Origin of the sequence: Microbacterium sp. Yaish 1 (genome assembly GCF_002245215.1) — a bacterium.
Classification (GTDB): Bacteria; Actinomycetota; Actinomycetes; order Actinomycetales; family Microbacteriaceae; genus Microbacterium.
In genome coordinates, this window is record NZ_NPMR01000001.1 from 1,805,354 (window position 1) to 1,820,748 (window position 15,395).

The window sequence follows — 15,395 nt, forward strand, 5'->3', positions numbered from 1 at the left end:
GGACGGGGATGCGGCTGCTCAAACGCCTGGCGATCGCGCGCCTGCACGCGCGGCTGCCGACGTGGGTCCGCGTCGTCGTCGCCGCGGCGGCCGTCGTGCTCGGCGTCGTCATCGTCATCCGCCCCACGACCGCTCTCGACGTCCTCGCCTGGCTGATCGGCGGCGGAATGGCGCTGACCGGTCTGCTCGAGCTCACCGGACGGGAGGGCGAGGCGCACCGGCCGCGCTGGCGCACGGCGACCGGCGTCGCCTGGCTGGTCGGTGGAGCGATCGTCCTCCTCGCGCCCGGACTGACGGTGCGCGTCGTGGCCGTCGTCGTGGGCGTGCTGCTCCTCGGGGGCGGCATCCTCGGCGTCATCGCGGCGTTCGGGCGGGGACGGACGTGGGATGCGCGCATCGCCGACGCCGCGTTCGGGGCGTCGGGCGTCATCTTCGGCGCGCTCGCATTGTTCTGGCCCGACATCACCCTGCTGGTGACCGCCGTCGTCTTCGGCGCCCGGCTGATCATGAGCGGCGTCGTCGACCTCTGGACGCGGCTGCGCCGCCGCCGCGACGACCGGGCCGCCGACCGTTCGGGCGCGGACGGACCTCCTCGTCGGCGCTGGGGGCGCACGGTCGTCGCGATCGCCTCGGTCGCGCTGGCGGTCACCACGACGATCGTGACCGCGCCGCTGCGCGAGGGATCGACGGTCGTCGACGACTTCTACGCGGCGCCGCGCAACCTGCCCGACGAGCCGGGACGTCTCGTGCGGGCGGAGCCGTTCGAGGCGGGCATCCCGGCGAGCGCCCGGGGGTGGCGCATCCTGTACACCACGACGGGCGTCGACGGGGAGGTGCGCGTCGCGAGCGCCATCGTCGCGGTGCCGCGTGAGGGCGACGGGCAGTGGCCGGTGATCGACTGGAACCACGGCACCACGGGGTTCGCGCAGCACTGCGCCCCGTCGCTGCAGCCGCGGGGACTGTGGGCGGGGGCGTTCTACATGCTGCCGCGAGCCATCAAGGAGGGATGGGCGGTCGTCGGCACCGACTACATCGGACTCGGGACCGAGGGGCCTCATCCGTACCTCGTCGGCCTGCCGAGCGCGCACGCCTCGCTCGACGCCGTGCGCGCGGCGCGCGAGCTCGAGGAGGCCGACCTCGGAGCGCGGACCGTCGTGTGGGGGCATTCGCAGGGCGGCGCTGCCGCGCTGTGGACGGGCGCCGTCGCCCGGGAGTACGCCCCCGAGGTCTGGGTGCGGGGCGTGGCCGCGCTCGCTCCGGCGAGCGACCCGGCGGCTCTCGTGCAGGGCATCTCCAGCGTCACAGGCGGGAGCATCTTCGCCTCCTATGCCTTCGCCTCGTTCTCGGCGATCTACCCCGAGATCGAGTACCGCGACTATGTGCGCCCCGGCGCCGAGACGGTGCTGCGGCAGATGTCGGAGCGGTGCCTGTCCGACCCGACGATCGTGCTCTCGGTGGCTGCCGCGCTCGGGATGAGCCGGGATCCCGCGCTGTTCTCGCGGTCGCCGGCATCCGGGGTGCTCGGTCGTCATCTGCGCGAGAACACGGCACCGCTTCGCTCCACGGCGCCCGTGCTGCTGGCGCACGGCGGAGCCGACAGCGTCATTCCCGTGCAGACCCAGGCCGCCTTCGTCGACCGGATGTGCGCGGCGGGTCAGGACGTCGATTTCCGCACGTACGCGGGGTTCGAGCACGCGGGAGTCGTCGAGCGTCCGTCGCCCCTCATCGACGAGCTGTTCGACTGGACGAGGGACCGTTTCGCCGGCATCCCGGTTGCCGAGGGATGTACCACCACAGAACGCTGAACGCCCTCGGAAGTTCCTGTCGTCCGGTCGGCCTAGCATGGGTGCCATGACCGACCCCGTCCTCCCCTCCGGTATCGACATCGCCGAGCTGAGCCCCGAGATCCGACCGCAGGACGATCTGTTCCGGCACGTCAACGGCAGCTGGCTCGAGCGCACCGAGATCCCCGACGACAAGGCGCGCTGGGGCTCGTTCCACGTCATCGCCGAGCAGGCCGAGAGCGACGTCCGGGCGATCATCGACGACGCGACGTCGGCCGAGCCGGGCACGGTGCAGCGCAAGATCGGCGACCTGTTCACGAGCTTCATGGACACGGCCCGTATCGACGAGCTCGGCGCCGAGCCGCTGCGCCCGCAGCTGGCGCGGGTCGACGCGGTCGACTCGATCCCGGCGCTGCTGAGCACCGTGGGCGAGCTCGAGCGCGAGGGCATCGGCGGCATGATCGGCACATTCATCGAGCCCGACCCGGGCAACCCCGAGCGCTATGTCGTGTTCTTCGTCCAGGGCGGGCTGTCGCTTCCCGACGAGAGCTATTACCGTCTCGACGGCTTCGCCGCCACGCGCACCGCGTTCCGCGGCTACGCCGAGCGCATGCTCGAGCTCGCCGGCGTCGAGGGCGCCGCGGAGCAGGCCGACCGCATCGTCCGGCTCGAGACCGAGCTCGCCACGCACCACTGGGACAACGTCCGCAACCGCGACGCCGTGGCGACATACAACCTGCACACGTGGGACGAGGTGCGAGCCCTCGCGGGCGTCGACCTCGACCCGTGGCTCGAGGGTCTCGCTCCCCGGCACCGCGACGGCTTCGCCGAGATCAACGTCAACCAGCCGAGCTTCCTCTCCGGGCTCGGCACGCTGCTGACCGACGAGCACCTCGACGACTGGAAGGCCTGGCTGCGGCTGCAGGTCGTGCGTGCGTCGGCGCCGTTCCTGCCCGACGCGTTCGTCGCCGAGAACTTCGCCTTCTACGGGACGCAGCTCACCGGCGTGCCCGTGAACCGCGAGCGCTGGAAGCGGGGCGTCAGCATCGTGCAGGCGGCTCTCGGTGAAGCGGTCGGCGAGATCTACGTCGAGCGGCATTTCCCGCCGCAGGCCAAGGTCGAGATGGATGCCCTCGTCGACAACCTGATCGAGGCGTACCGGCAGTCGATCACGGGCCTCGAATGGATGACGCCGGCCACGCGCGAGCGTGCGCTCGAGAAGCTCGCGGCCTTCACTCCGAAGATCGGCTACCCCGACCGCTGGAAGGACTACTCCGCGCTCGAGATCGATCCCACCGACCTCCTGGGCAACGTCCTGCGCTCGACCGAGTGGGAGTACGAGCGTCAGCTCGCCAAGCTCGGCCAGCCGATCGACCGTGACGAGTGGCACATGACGCCGCAGACGGTCAACGCCTACTACAACCCGCTGATGAACGAGATCGTCTTCCCCGCGGCGATCCTGCAGCTGCCCTTCTTCTCGTCCGAGCGCGACGCCGCGGCGAACTACGGCGGCATCGGTGCGGTCATCGGCCACGAGATCGGGCACGGCTTCGACGACCAGGGCAGCGCCTACGACGGCACCGGCGCGCTCAACGACTGGTGGACCGACGCCGATCGCGCTGCGTTCGAAGACCGCACGCGTGCACTGATCGACCAGTACAACGCGCTCGTGCCGCGGGGGCTCGGCGAGGAGCACACCGTCAACGGCGCGCTCACGATCGGCGAGAACATCGGCGATCTGGGCGGCCTCGGCATCGCCCTGAAGGCGTACCGGCTCCACCTCGCCGCCACGATGACGGAGGAAGAGCTGGCCGAGGCGCCCGACGGCCCCGTGATCGACGGCTTCACGGGTGTGCAGCGGCTGCTGCTCAGCTGGGGCCAGATCTGGCAGCAGAAGGGGCGTGACGCCGAGACCATCCGGCTGCTGACGATCGACCCGCACGCCCCCAACGAGTTCCGTTGCAACCAGATCGTCCGTAACATCGATGCGTTCTACGACGCATTCGGCGTGACCGAGGGAGACGAGCTGTGGCTCGCGCCCGAGCGCCGCGTCACGATCTGGTGATCACCCGAACCGAATCGCTCAGACTGACTCCGACGGAGACGAGAACATGACGGTGGACGGATCCGAATCCTCCTCCGGGACCGCCCGCTCGCGCGCGGAGCGGCGCGCCGGCGCGCGCCCGCGCCGTCGCTCCGGCGTGCCGCGTCGAGGGTTCGCGTCGACCGAGAAGGCGCTCGACGCTCTGGCGGCATCCGGGGCGCGGGTGTCGGTGCGGGTCAGCGACCTCGACCGGGGCACACCGGTGCTCGCGGGCGACGACTTCGTCACGCTGCCGGTCGCGGGCATGGGCATCGTCCCGTTGCTGATCGAGGTGGCGGCGCGCTTCGAGGCCGGAACCCTCGACCCGCTCGAGATCGTCGATCGGTCGACCGTCGGCGACGTCGCGGTCGCGGGGCTCTGGCGCCATCTCGCGGCGCCCGCGCTGCCGCTCGGCGATCTCGCGGTCCTGGCCGCGTCGACCGGCGACGCGCTCGCCGCCAATGCCCTGCTCGAGCGGGTCGGCCTCGATGCCGTGCGCGCGCGGATCGGAAGCCTCGGGATGCCGCGCACCGCGCTGCTCGACCGGTTCCGCGACAGCCGTGGGCCCGACGATGCGCCGCATTACGCTCTCGGCACGGCGCGCGAGCTCGCCGCGATGTTCGCGGCCCTCGTCAACACCGACGTCGTCTCGCCCGGCGTGAGCGCCCAGGTGTCCGAGTGGTTGAGTCTGAACCACGATCTGTCGCTCGTCGGCTCGGTGACCGGACTCGATCCCTTCGCGCACGACGACGACAAGCACGAGCTGCTGTTCGTCAACAAGACCGGTCGGGCCGACGGCATCCGCGCCGAGGCCGGTGTGCTCGCCGGCCCCCGTGCCGGGGTGTCGTACGCGCTGCTGGTCGGGTTCGACGACCTGTCGATGAGCGACCGCCTGCGCGCTCATGAGGCGTTCCGCGCGTTCGGATTCGACCTCATGGAGTACGTCTTCTGACACGCGTCCGGGGAGCATTAGCCTGGGGGAGTGAGTTTGCTGGACCCCCGAGAAGCCGCACGACGTGAACAGGCCAAGTATCGGGGGACCGCCTCCGCGCTGACCGCGAGCCTGATCTGGGGCATCCTGTCCGTCGCCGCCGCGGGCGTCGTCGGGTTCGCCATCGGCGGCATCTTCGAGCAGCTGCGGGTCGTGAACATCAACAGCGTGTTCGGCACCCGCGACACCGGCGTCCCCCTGGCTCTTCGCGGGTGGGGCCTGCCCGTCGGCATCCTTCTGCTGATCGTCTGCATCGGGCAGTACGGCAAGTGGAACCACCGCTTCAGCCCCCGTGAGAAGGGCTACGCCGCGATCGGGCCGCTCACGATCATTCTGGCCGGGTTGGCGATCGGCACGTGGGTGGCGACGACGATGTGGATCGCGCCCGACGCGGTCGGCGTCGCCGTCGACCCGACGTTCGGACAGAATGAGCCGTGGGGCGTCGGCGAGTGGATCCTGTACGCCGGCCAGTGGTGGCTGCCCGGTCTTTTCGCGCTTCTCGCGGTGCTCAGCTACATCGCACGGGTGCGCTCCCTCGCGACGCGCCGCCGCAACAACGCGGTCATCTCGCGCCTTCTGGCCTCCGGCTCGCGCGTGGACGCGGAGATCGTCGACGCACCCCTGCCGGCGCACGACGCGTCGCGGATGGCCGCGTCGCTCGTGGCGAAGTTCACCGATGCCGTCGGCACCGATCGGTGGGTCACGACCATGGTGCTCATCGCGCCACGCGAGGTGCCGGCGGTCGGCGATACGCGTCCGCTCGTGTTCGATCCCGCCGACCCCGGCGACACGACGCGCATCTTCCTGTCGCCGACCGGTAAGACGGGCCCCGACGACTTCGAGCCGGTGCAGCCCGCGAGCTGAGACCCCGCCTGCGAGCTGCCGCCCGGGCTAGCGAGAGACCCCGCGCGCGGTCAGAAGACGATCGTGTGGTTGCCGTGTCGGATGACGCGGTCCTGCGCGTGCCACAGCACCGCGCGTGAGAGCACCTGGCGCTCGACGTCGGCGCCGCGGCGGGCGAGCTCGGCCGCGGTGTCGGCGTGGGTCACGCGGATCGTGTCCTGCTCGATGATCGGCCCCTCGTCGAGGTCGGTCGTGACGTAGTGGCTCGTCGCGCCGATGAGCTTGACGCCGCGTTCCTTGGCCTTCTTGTAGGGCTCGGCGCCGATGAAGGCGGGGAGGAACGAGTGGTGGATGTTGATGACGGGAACGCCCAGCTTCTCGAGGAAGTCCGACGACAGGATCTGCATGTAGCGGGCGAGGACGACGAAGTCGACGTTGCCGACGAGCAGCTTCAGGATCTCGGCCTCGGACGCCGACTTGTCGGGGCCGGGCGTCGAGGGGACGTGGAAGAACGGGACGTTGAACGAGCGGACGTCCTCGGCCGAGGTGGTGTGGTTCGACACGACCATCGGCACCGTCACGGGGAGGTCGCCGCGGCGGTGGCGCCACAGCAGGTCGAGCAGGCAGTGGTCCTGCTTCGAGGACAGGATCGCCATGCGCTTGGGCACCGACTGGTCGGTCAGCGACCACTGCAGATCGAAACCGGCGAGCGTCTCGCCGATCTCGGCTTCGATCGACGGGCGGTCGACCGCGAAGTTCGGCCGGTGGAAGACCACGCGGCAGAAGTAGGCGCCTCCGGTCGGGTCGTCGGAGTACTGGTCGAACGCGACGATATTGCCTCCCACACGGGTGACCATCGCCGACAGGGCGGCGATGATGCCCGGCTGGTCCTGCCCGTGCACGATGAGGCAGGCGTGGGCGGGGTGGAGCGCAGAGTCGGTCATCCTTCGATTCTGCCCTGTCCGCCGGGCGGTGCCGGCACGCTCAGCCCGTCGACTCGCCAGATTCTGCGGATGCGGCAGGTGCGGCATCCGCGTTTCCTGGCGGGTCGACGGGGAAGGGAGGGGGAAGGGGGGTCAGTCGACGTCTAGGTAGTCCTCGATGACGAACGCGGCCTCGCCGGCGTGGGTCGCCGGGAAGAGGTGCCCGCCGCCCTCGAGGGTCACGAGGCTGACGAGGCCGGGAGCGGCGGCCTGCAGACGCTCGCCGTTCGCGGGCGGCAGCACGTCGTCGTCGCCGCCCTGGATGAGCATGACGGGCACCGTCGGGGCCAGCGCCCGCCACTCGTCCGCCGAGACCGAGGCCGCGGCTGCCGCCTGCAGCGGCTCGAGGTCGGTGCGGGGCTCGTCGCCCTCCGCGCCGAGCAGCAGCACGCCGTCCACGCGGTCGGTGTGGTCGATCGACACGATGCGCGCGACGGCGCCGCCGAAGGCGTGCCCACCGACCCAGGCGTCGCCGAGTCCGACGTGGTCCATGACGTCGACGACATCCTGTGCCAGGTCGTGCAGCGTGACGCCCTCCGTCTGGGCCGTGCGGTAGCCGACCCGCAGGATGCGGAAGTCCTCCTCGGCCAGCACGTGCGCGAGGGTGCCGAGAGCGGCGACGTTGCTGTACCCCGGGATCAGCACCAGGACCGGCTCGCTGCCGGCATCCTCGACGTAGGGGATGGCGCGGCCCTCGGGCTCGAAGATCTGCGGCTGTGTGTCGGTCATGGCTCCCTCTCGCGGTGTCCTGCGACCTTTCACGCTAGTCGAATCGGCTGGGCGCCCGCGGTCGCGGATGCAATGGATCCTGGTCGACACCCCGCTGGTGGATGCCGTTCCCCGGGGTGTCGTCGATGATCTCTTGCATCGCGGGCCGGCCGCCGCGGGGAGGAAGGGTCAGACGCGCGAGGCCGCGATGCGGGCACCCTCGCCGAGCGAGGCGAGCTTGGCCCAGGCGATGTCGGGGTGGATGCGGCCGCCGAGCCCGCAGTCGGTCGAGGCGATCACGCGGTCGGGCCCGACGATGCTCGCGAAGCGCTCGATGCGCTGAGCGACGAGCTCGGGGTGCTCGACGACGTTGGTCGCGTGGCTGACGACGCCGGGCACGAGCACCAGGTCATCGGGCACGGACGTCTCCGCCCACACGCCCGACTCGTGCTCGTGGCGGACGTTGCCGGCCTCGAACGAGATCGACCCGACGTTCGCCTCGAGCACGACGGGCAGGATGTCGGCGAGAGCGACGTCCGTCGTGTGCGGTCCGTGCCACGAGCCCCAGCACAGGTGCAGCCGCACGAGCTCCTTCGGGAGCCCCGCGATCGCGTGGTTGATGGCCTCGATGCGGATGCGGGTGAACGCCCGGTAGTCAGCGATCTCGGGCTCCGGGTTGATCTGGTCGAAGTTCTCGGCGAGCGAGGGGTCGTCGAGCTGGACGATGAGACCGGCGTCGGTGATCGCCTTGTACTCCTCGCGCAGGGCGTCGGCCCACGCGAAGATGTGCTCCTCGTCGGCGTCGTAGTACTCGTTGCGCACGCGTGCGGCCGAGCCGGGGGCGATCGCGGTGAGGAAGCCCTGCTCGCCGTCGCGCAGCGTGGCCTTCAGGTTGGCGATGTCGGATGCCACGGCCGCGTGCCCGCGGTAGGCGATCGGTCCGGTCGTCGTGGGGAACGCGGTCGCGGTCGCCCCCGCTTCGACGGCTTCGGCGTAGACGGCGGGGAAGAGCTGCCGGTCGCGGCGGTCGAGGAACGAGGTGAGGCGGATGCGGCCGGGCTCGGAGCGCACGGGCGGCTCGTTGAACGCGTTGACCTCGGTCAGCGACAGGCCGCTCACCCGCTGGAACGAGTACGACCACCACGCGCCGTAGTCCACGGCGTTCGACATCGCCTTGCCGAACTCGCCGTCGCCGACCTGCGTCACGCCCGCCTCGCGCTGGCGCGCGACCACATCGGCCACCGCCTGCGCGGTCAGCTCCGTGAACTCGGGGCTCGACTGCAGGGTGAAGCCGTCGTCGGCGAAGGTGCGCGCGCGGTTCGCGTCGATGAGGGCCTGCGTGCGGGGGAGGCTGCCGGCGGTGGTCGTGGTGATCTCGGTCATGAGCGTCGCTTTCTCATCGGGTGCGCCCGCGACTCTAGCGCCGGGCCCGCAGCGGCCCGGCATCCGGCCGTCATCGTGTGACGATGCCGCCCGCGCGGGCGCTCACCAGACGATGCCGCCGCCGACCGAGATGCCGCCCCACGTCAGCAGCACGAAGATGCCGGCGAACACGACCGGGGCGATGCCTGATCCGCTGCGGGCGAGGCCCTTCAGGAGTGCGATCACGACGAGCACGGCGGCCACGAGCGAGAGGCCCCCGCCGAGGACGAAGCCGATGAACAGCGGGATCGGCATGAGGATGAGCCCGAGGAGGCCGATCCAGAAGGCGGCCCAGGCGGTGGGGTTCGAGCGGCGCACGGCGGAGGAGGACATGCCTCCATTCTCCCGCGTGTGTCAGCGGACGTCGCGCATGAGCGCGAGCACCGGCTTTCGGGCCGCGGCGAGGGCGAGGCCGAGGACGATCGCGATGGCGGCGAGGATCGAGAAGTAGGGCACCTCGTTCTCGGGGTCGTAGAAGGGCGCGAGCAGTCCCGAGATGGCCGTACCCAGCGAGACCGAGAGGAAGAACAGCGCGACCATCTGCGTCTGGAACCTCGCCGGTGCGAGCTTCGTCGCGGCCGACAGCCCGACGGGCGAGATCAGCAGCTCGGCGACGGTGAAGACGAACAGGATGCCGACGATGGCGAGCAGCGGCGTCGCCGAGGGGCCGTCCGAGGCGAACGGCAGGAAGAGCAGGAACGCCAGTCCCATGACGATGACGCCCGCGGCGAACTTGATCGGCGTCGAGGGCTGACGTGTTCCGAGCTTCGTCCACAGGGCCGCGAAGACCCCCGAGAGGATGATGATGAACACGGGGTTGATGGAATTGACCCAGTCCGGCGGCATCTCCCATCCGAGGATGTTCCGGTCCAGCCGCTTCTCGGCGTAGATCGGGATGACGGTGAACTGCTGCTGGTACAGCGACCAGAAGGCGACGCTGACGATGAACAGCGGGATGAAGCCGTACACGCGCGACCGCTCGGTCGAGGTGATCCGGGAGCTCGAGATGATCACGGTGAAGTAGGCGATCGTCGCCGCGATGACGACGATGACGACGACGAGCGACAGGTTGTCGGCCCGGATGACCCCGAGGGCGATGAGGAGCGCGATGGCCGCGATCGCCGCCACGGCGATGCCGATGACCAGCGGGTAGCGCGACCGGGGGAGCGGGTTGGGAACGCGACGCGCGGCCTCGGGGAGCGACCGGCGTCCGATCGCGTACTGGATCAGGCCGATGGTCATGCCGACCGCGGCGGCCCCGAACGCCCAGTGGAAGCCCAGGCTCGTGCGCAGGAAGCCCGTGAGGAGCGGCCCCGCGAAGGCGCCGAGGTTGATGCCGAGGTAGAACAGCGAGAATCCGGCGTCGCGGCGGGGGTCGTGCTCGGAGTAGAGGGATCCGACGACCGCCGTGGCGTTCGCCTTCAGCCCGCCCGAGCCGAGCGCGACCAGCACGAGTCCGACCGCGACCGACAGCAGCCCCGGGAGCACCGCGAGCGCGACGTGGCCCGCGACGATGATGATCGCGCTGAAGAAGAGCACGCGCTCGGAGCCCAGCAGGCGATCGGCGATCCACGCGCCGAGGATCGTGGAGAGATAAACCGCTCCGCCGTAGGCGCCGACGATGCCGAGGGCCGTGGGCTCGGGCAGGCCCGCCCCGCCCTGCGAGACCGAGAAGTAGAGGTAGTAGACCAGGACGATCTGCATGCCGTAGAAGCTGAAGCGCTCCCACAGCTCGACGCCGAAGATGTGCGTGAGCGCCCAGGGCTGCCCGAAGAAGCGGCGGTCGTTCCGGCTGTCGCCGGAGGGATGGGGGCGGGATGCGGTGGTGGCTGCGTCCTCGTGGCTCATGGATGCCGACGATACGCCGCTCAGGGCAACGACGGGCGCGCCTCGTGCGGATCGCGGCGTTGCGGTATGCACAGCGCGACGGCGAGAGCGATCACGGCGGCGCCCAGGCCGAGGGCGAACGACATCTGGAACGCCGCCGGTGTCGGCACGGCCACACCGTCGCGCTCGAGGGAGAACGCGGCGAGCACGGCGCCGATCAGTGCCGCGGCGGTGCTCGTCCCGAGCGAGCGGAACAGGGCGTTGAGCCCGTTCGACGCGCCCGTCTCGGTGGGCGGCACCGAGCGCATGATGAGCATCGGCATGCCGGCGTAGCCGAAGCCGATGCCGACGCCGATGAGGAGGTTCGCCACGAGCAGGTGCCACACCTCGGAGGCCCACACGAGGGAGAATCCGTAGGCGAGGATCAGGGCGATCGAGCCGAGCACGAGCAGCAGCCGGGGGCCGACGGTGCGCGCCAGGCGTCCCGAGAACGGCGAGAGCACCATCATCACCAGGCCCGCCGGCATGACGATCAGGCTCGCCTGCAGCAGCGTCAGCCCGAAGCCGCCGACCGCTTCGGGAAGCTCGAGCATCTGCGGGTACGACACGTTCGAGGCGAAGAGCGAGAAGCCGATCGCGACCGACGCGAGGTTCGTCAGCAGCACCGCCGGGCGAGCGGCGACGCGCAGGTCGAGCAGCGGATCGGCGATGCGCAGCTCGAACCAGCCCCACACCAGCAGGACGAGGATGCCGCCGAGGCCGCATGCGAGGGTCGCCGCCGACGTCCAGCCCCACGTGTTCCCGCGCGAGACGGCGAGAAGCACGCCGGTCAGACCGATCGCGAGCCCGATCGCCCCGACGAGGTCGAAGCGGCCGGGCGTCCGCAGCACGCTCGGCGGAACGATGAGCACGACCAGCACGAGCACGATCGCGCCCAGGCCCGCCGACATCCAGAACAGCACGTGCCAGTCGCTCGTCTCGGTGATGAGCGCGCTCACGGGCATGCCGACGGCGCCGCCGACGCCGAGGGTCGCCGACATCAGCGCGATCGCCGCGTCGACGCGGTTCTCGTGCAGCACGTCGCGCATGATCGAGATCCCGAGCGGCACGACGCCCGTCACCGCGCCCTGCAGTGCACGCCCGACGATCACGCCGACGATGTCGGTCGACAGCGCCGCGACGATCGACCCGACGATGAGCAGGCCGAGCAGCACGAGCACGATGCGGCGCTTGCCGTACATGTCGCCGAGGCGCCCCGCGATCGGTGTGAAGACCGCCGCGGCGAGCAGCGTGGCGGTGACGACCCACGCCGTGTCCTCGCGGCTCGCGTCGAGCAGTTCCGGCAGCTTCGACTGGATCGGGACGACGAGCGTGAACATGAACGACGAGGCCAGCCCCGCGATGGCCAGCACGGCGACGATCGCACCCTGCCGCGGCATCCGGGTGAGTCTTCGTCGTTGGTCGTCGCCCGATGCCATCCCTTCAGGCTATCCGCGGCGGCGTAGGGTGGGCTCATGAGCGAGAGCGTTCCCCCGATCGAAGCCGACGTGCCCGCGGGGATCGACATCCGCCCCCTCGAGACCGTCGCCGACATCTTCGCCGGCGCCGCGGTGCTGCGCGAGGTGTGGGGCGGCGACCGCGATTCGGTGCCCACGAACCTCATGCGCGCCCTCGCCTACTCCGGCAACTACGTGGTCGGCCTCTTCGACGGCGACCGGGTCATCGGGGCATCGGTGGCGTTCTTCGCCGAGCCCGGAGCGCGGTCGATGCACTCGCACGTGACCGGTGTGCTGCCGGAGTACCAGCAGCAGGGGCTCGGACGCGTGCTCAAGCAGCACCAGCGGGCGTGGGCCTTCGCGCGCGAGGTCGGCACCATCACCTGGACGTTCGACCCGCTGTTCGCACGCAACGCGCACTTCAACCTGCAGGTGCTCGGAGCCCGCATCAGCGACTACCTCGTCGACCAGTACGGGCTCATGGACGACGGCATCAACCGCGGCGAGGTCACCGACCGTCTCATGGTGACGTGGCCGCTCGCCGCGCCGCCGCAGGAGCGTCCGTCCGACGACCGGATCGTCGCGACGATCGAGGTGCCCGACGACATCCACGCCATCCGGGCCACCTCTCCCGCTGAAGCCGACGCCTGGCGCGACCGCGTGCGCGCGCAGTTCCTCGAGCACTTCGCGGCCGGGCTCTCCGTCGGCGGCTTCGACGACGAGCGCGGCTACCTCCTCGTCCGGCCCTGACCTGCGCCCCGCGCGGCGCGGTTACTCCGCGCCGGCGTCGCGCCAGTCGTCGGACTCGAGGTGCGAGCCGGCCTGCGGTCCCATCTGCAGCATCCCGCCGTCGACGACCCAGGTCGCGCCGGTGACGTACGACGATGCGGGCGAGGCGAGGAAGGCCACGACGGCGGCGATCTCCTCGGGCTTACCGGGGCGCGGGATCGGGATGCCGGGACGGTGGGTCTTCTCGGCCTCGTCGCCCTCCATGTCGTTGATGGGGGTCGCGATCTCGCCCGGCGCGACCGAGTTGACCGTGATGTCGCGGGGGCCGAGCTCCTGCGCCATCGTCTTCACGAGGCCCTCGAGCCCGTGCTTGGAGGCGACGTAGGCGGCCGAGCCGACCCGCGGCTGCGAGCCGTGGACGCTCGTCACCGCGATGATGCGGCCGCCGTCGCCGGCATCCGCCATGAGCTTCGCGGCTGTCTGCATTCCGAGGAAGGCGCCGTCGAGGTTGAGCGCGACGACCGTACGCCAGCCGTCGAGGTCGAGGTCGAGCACGGGTCCGCCGGTGCCGCCGCCGGCGTTGTTGACGAAGACGTCGAGGCCGCCGAGCTCCGCGGCGAGGTGCTCGATGACGCCGGGCACCTTCTCGAACTCGGTCGCATCGAACTGCGCGACGACGGCCTTGCGACCCCGGGCCCGGACGCCCTCGGCGGTCTCGTTCGCGCCCTCCTCGTCGGAGTGCCAGGTGACGCCGACATCCATGCCCGCGTCGGCGAGGGCGAGGGCGGTCGCGCGACCGATCCCCGAGTCGGAAGCGGTCACGATGGCACGGCGAGGAGTGAACGTCATGCCCCGACGCTACGAACCCTCGGCGCGGTGTCGCACCCGGTTGACAAGCGCGAGCGGCAACTCCTCAGATCCCGGTGTCCGAAGACGACGAAGCCCCGTCATCACGCGGGAGGTGAGACGGGGCGTCGTCGGATCTGAGGAGTTAGCGCGGGGTCACTCCGCCGAAGGCTCCGCCGGAGCCGGAGCCGGAGCCGGAGCCGGAGCCGGCGCCGCCTCGTCCTCGCGCAGGCCCTGGGCGACGCCGCGGCCGGTGGCCTGGCCCTGGATGATCTGGCGCAGATCGATGCCGGTCGTGGCCTGCACGGCGTCGAAGGTCGCGCGCATGCTCGACGCGCTCTCCGAGGCGATGTGGCTCGATGCGCCGTCGCCGCCGAGCACCGTGATGGAACCGACCTTGTCGAAGCCGCGGGCGAACTCGGTCATCAGCGGCACGAGGGCCTCGATCGCGCGCTGGGCGAGCAGGGCCTCCTGGTTCTGGGCGATGGCGGCGGCCTCGGCCTCGATCGCCTCGGCGCGGGCCTCACCGGCCAGGCGCACGGCGTCGGCCTCGGCCTGGGCGCGCAGGCGCGTGGCCTCGGCCTCTTGCGCGGCGATCTGTGCGCGGGCCTCGGCGGCCTTGACCTCGGCGTACGCGTCGGCGTCGGCCTTGCGCTGGCGCTCGTAGAGCGAGGCGTCGGCGACCTTCTTGATGTCGGCGTCGAGCTGGGCCTGCCGGTTCTCGGCGGCCTGCAGCAGCACGTCCTGCTCGCGCTGCGCGCGGGCGAGGGCCTCGGCCTGCTCCGCCTCGGCGCGTGCGCGGCCGACCTCGGCGGAGGCGGCGGCGGAGTTCTTGTCGTACGCGGTCTGCTCGATGAGGTTCGCCTCGTCGGTGGCGAGCTGACGCGCCTTGACCTCGCGGGCGGCGTTGATGCGGGCGACCTCGGCCTCGCGGCGCACCCGCTCGACCTCGGTCGCGCCGAGGGCGTCGATGTAGCCGTTCTTGTCGGTGATGCCCTGGATCTGGAACGAGTCGAGGATGAGGCCCTGAGCCAGCAGGTCGCTCTTGATGCCCTCGGCGATCTGGTCCGACAGCTTCTGGCGGTCCTTCATGAGCTGCTCGACGGTCAGCGTCGCGACGACGCCGCGGAGCGCGCCCTCGAGCTGCTCGGTCGTGAACTGCTCGATCGCGCCGTCCTGCGACAGGAAGCGCTCGGCGGCGCGACGCACGAACTCCGGGTCCGAGCCGATCTTCACGAGCGCGACGCCCGCGACCATGACGGTGACGCCGTTGGATGCCTGAGCCGTGGGCTCCATCTTGATCTGACGTGCGCGCAGCGAGATCATCTCGGCGCGCTGGGTCAGCGGGTTGACGAGGGCGCCGCCTCCGGTGATGACCGAGATGCGCGAGGAGTCTCCCGCCGCGTTCTTCTGGTTGCGACCGACGACGACGAGCGCCTGGTCGGCCTTGGCGACCTTGTACCAGGCCCGCACCATGATCAGCAGGAAGATCAGAAGGATGATGACGGCGATCACGGCGATGCCGCCGATCACGAGCGCGCCTCCGGCGAATAGAGCTTCCATGCTGACCTTTCCCGTGCGTAACGATGTGTGCTTCGACCGTATCGGGGTCGGCCTGCGCGGCGCGACTAGAATCGGGGATGCCGTTGTCTGCGGCATCCGCGCCGCTGGCGCATCCCGAAA

At 70.8% G+C, this 15,395-nt stretch carries 13 protein-coding genes; 5 read left to right on the plus strand and 8 right to left on the minus strand.

The window, feature by feature from the left end; all coding sequences use genetic code 11:
* Positions 1-8 precede the first annotated feature (8 nt).
* Genes CI089_RS08585 through CI089_RS08600 form a run of 4 tightly spaced genes read left to right on the plus strand, consistent with a single transcriptional unit; the run spans position 9 to position 5,722 of the window.
* Entirely contained in the window at positions 9-1,805 is a 1,797-nt protein-coding gene (locus CI089_RS08585; protein ID WP_094261071.1) for an alpha/beta fold hydrolase, read from the plus strand.
* A 46-nt stretch (positions 1,806-1,851) separates the two neighbouring features.
* Complete coding sequence (locus CI089_RS08590) at positions 1,852-3,849, plus strand: M13 family metallopeptidase (RefSeq protein ID WP_179223273.1); 1,998 nt, start codon at positions 1,852-1,854, stop codon at positions 3,847-3,849.
* 46 nt (positions 3,850-3,895) lie between these two features.
* Positions 3,896-4,819, plus strand: coding sequence for a serine hydrolase (locus CI089_RS08595; RefSeq protein ID WP_094261073.1), 924 nt, complete (start codon positions 3,896-3,898; stop codon positions 4,817-4,819).
* Between the two features lie 30 nt (positions 4,820-4,849).
* Positions 4,850-5,722 (plus strand): hypothetical protein, encoded by an 873-nt coding sequence (locus tag CI089_RS08600; RefSeq protein WP_094261074.1) that lies wholly within the window; start codon positions 4,850-4,852, stop codon positions 5,720-5,722.
* Positions 5,723-5,772: 50 nt separating this feature from the next.
* Here CI089_RS08600 and purU read toward each other — a convergent pair whose 3' ends face one another.
* The 6 genes from purU to CI089_RS08630 form a co-directional block, all read right to left on the minus strand.
* Complete coding sequence (purU, locus tag CI089_RS08605) at positions 5,773-6,645, minus strand: formyltetrahydrofolate deformylase (protein WP_094261075.1); 873 nt, start codon at positions 6,643-6,645, stop codon at positions 5,773-5,775.
* A gap of 132 nt (positions 6,646-6,777) precedes the next feature.
* On the minus strand, positions 6,778-7,413 hold the full coding sequence (locus CI089_RS08610; protein ID WP_094261076.1) for an alpha/beta fold hydrolase: 636 nt from the start codon (positions 7,411-7,413) through the stop codon (positions 6,778-6,780).
* Between the two features lie 168 nt (positions 7,414-7,581).
* Positions 7,582-8,775: a cobalamin-independent methionine synthase II family protein gene (locus CI089_RS08615; RefSeq protein ID WP_094261077.1), complete on the minus strand. Its 1,194-nt coding sequence runs from the start codon at positions 8,773-8,775 to the stop codon at positions 7,582-7,584.
* 102 nt (positions 8,776-8,877) lie between these two features.
* Positions 8,878-9,147: a hypothetical protein gene (locus tag CI089_RS08620; protein ID WP_094261078.1), complete on the minus strand. Its 270-nt coding sequence runs from the start codon at positions 9,145-9,147 to the stop codon at positions 8,878-8,880.
* 21 nt (positions 9,148-9,168) lie between these two features.
* Entirely contained in the window at positions 9,169-10,662 is a 1,494-nt protein-coding gene (locus tag CI089_RS08625; RefSeq protein ID WP_094261079.1) for a peptide MFS transporter, read from the minus strand.
* Positions 10,663-10,682: 20 nt separating this feature from the next.
* A complete protein-coding gene (locus tag CI089_RS08630; protein WP_094261080.1) occupies positions 10,683-12,080 on the minus strand; it encodes an MFS transporter in 1,398 nt (465 codons plus the stop codon).
* 75 nt (positions 12,081-12,155) lie between these two features.
* On the opposite strand from CI089_RS08630, the gene CI089_RS08635 reads away from it, so the two are divergent.
* Positions 12,156-12,887: a GNAT family N-acetyltransferase gene (locus tag CI089_RS08635; protein ID WP_179223274.1), complete on the plus strand. Its 732-nt coding sequence runs from the start codon at positions 12,156-12,158 to the stop codon at positions 12,885-12,887.
* A 21-nt stretch (positions 12,888-12,908) separates the two neighbouring features.
* On the opposite strand, the gene CI089_RS08640 is transcribed toward CI089_RS08635, so the two are convergent.
* On the minus strand, positions 12,909-13,715 hold the full coding sequence (locus CI089_RS08640; protein WP_094261081.1) for an SDR family oxidoreductase: 807 nt from the start codon (positions 13,713-13,715) through the stop codon (positions 12,909-12,911).
* Between the two features lie 153 nt (positions 13,716-13,868).
* Positions 13,869-15,275 carry an SPFH domain-containing protein gene (locus tag CI089_RS08645; protein WP_094261082.1) on the minus strand — a complete coding sequence of 469 codons (1,407 nt, stop codon included), beginning with the start codon at positions 15,273-15,275 and terminating at the stop codon, positions 13,869-13,871.
* Positions 15,276-15,395: the final 120 nt, after the last annotated feature.

What these genes read in the sequence shown, in the direction of transcription:
- CI089_RS08585 (WP_094261071.1), top strand. Translation starts at nt 9, where the DNA reads ATGCGGCTGCTCAAACGCCTGGCGATCGCGCGCCTGCACGCGCGGCTG.
- CI089_RS08590 (WP_179223273.1), top strand. Translation starts at nt 1,852, where the DNA reads ATGACCGACCCCGTCCTCCCCTCCGGTATCGACATCGCCGAGCTGAGC.
- CI089_RS08595 (WP_094261073.1), top strand. Translation starts at nt 3,896, where the DNA reads ATGACGGTGGACGGATCCGAATCCTCCTCCGGGACCGCCCGCTCGCGC.
- purU (WP_094261075.1), bottom strand. Translation starts at nt 6,645, where the DNA reads ATGACCGACTCTGCGCTCCACCCCGCCCACGCCTGCCTCATCGTGCAC.
- CI089_RS08610 (WP_094261076.1), bottom strand. Translation starts at nt 7,413, where the DNA reads ATGACCGACACACAGCCGCAGATCTTCGAGCCCGAGGGCCGCGCCATC.
- CI089_RS08615 (WP_094261077.1), bottom strand. Translation starts at nt 8,775, where the DNA reads ATGACCGAGATCACCACGACCACCGCCGGCAGCCTCCCCCGCACGCAG.
- CI089_RS08620 (WP_094261078.1), bottom strand. Translation starts at nt 9,147, where the DNA reads ATGTCCTCCTCCGCCGTGCGCCGCTCGAACCCCACCGCCTGGGCCGCC.
- CI089_RS08625 (WP_094261079.1), bottom strand. Translation starts at nt 10,662, where the DNA reads ATGAGCCACGAGGACGCAGCCACCACCGCATCCCGCCCCCATCCCTCC.
- CI089_RS08630 (WP_094261080.1), bottom strand. Translation starts at nt 12,080, where the DNA reads ATGCCGCGGCAGGGTGCGATCGTCGCCGTGCTGGCCATCGCGGGGCTG.
- CI089_RS08635 (WP_179223274.1), top strand. Translation starts at nt 12,156, where the DNA reads ATGAGCGAGAGCGTTCCCCCGATCGAAGCCGACGTGCCCGCGGGGATC.
- CI089_RS08640 (WP_094261081.1), bottom strand. Translation starts at nt 13,715, where the DNA reads ATGACGTTCACTCCTCGCCGTGCCATCGTGACCGCTTCCGACTCGGGG.
- CI089_RS08645 (WP_094261082.1), bottom strand. Translation starts at nt 15,275, where the DNA reads ATGGAAGCTCTATTCGCCGGAGGCGCGCTCGTGATCGGCGGCATCGCC.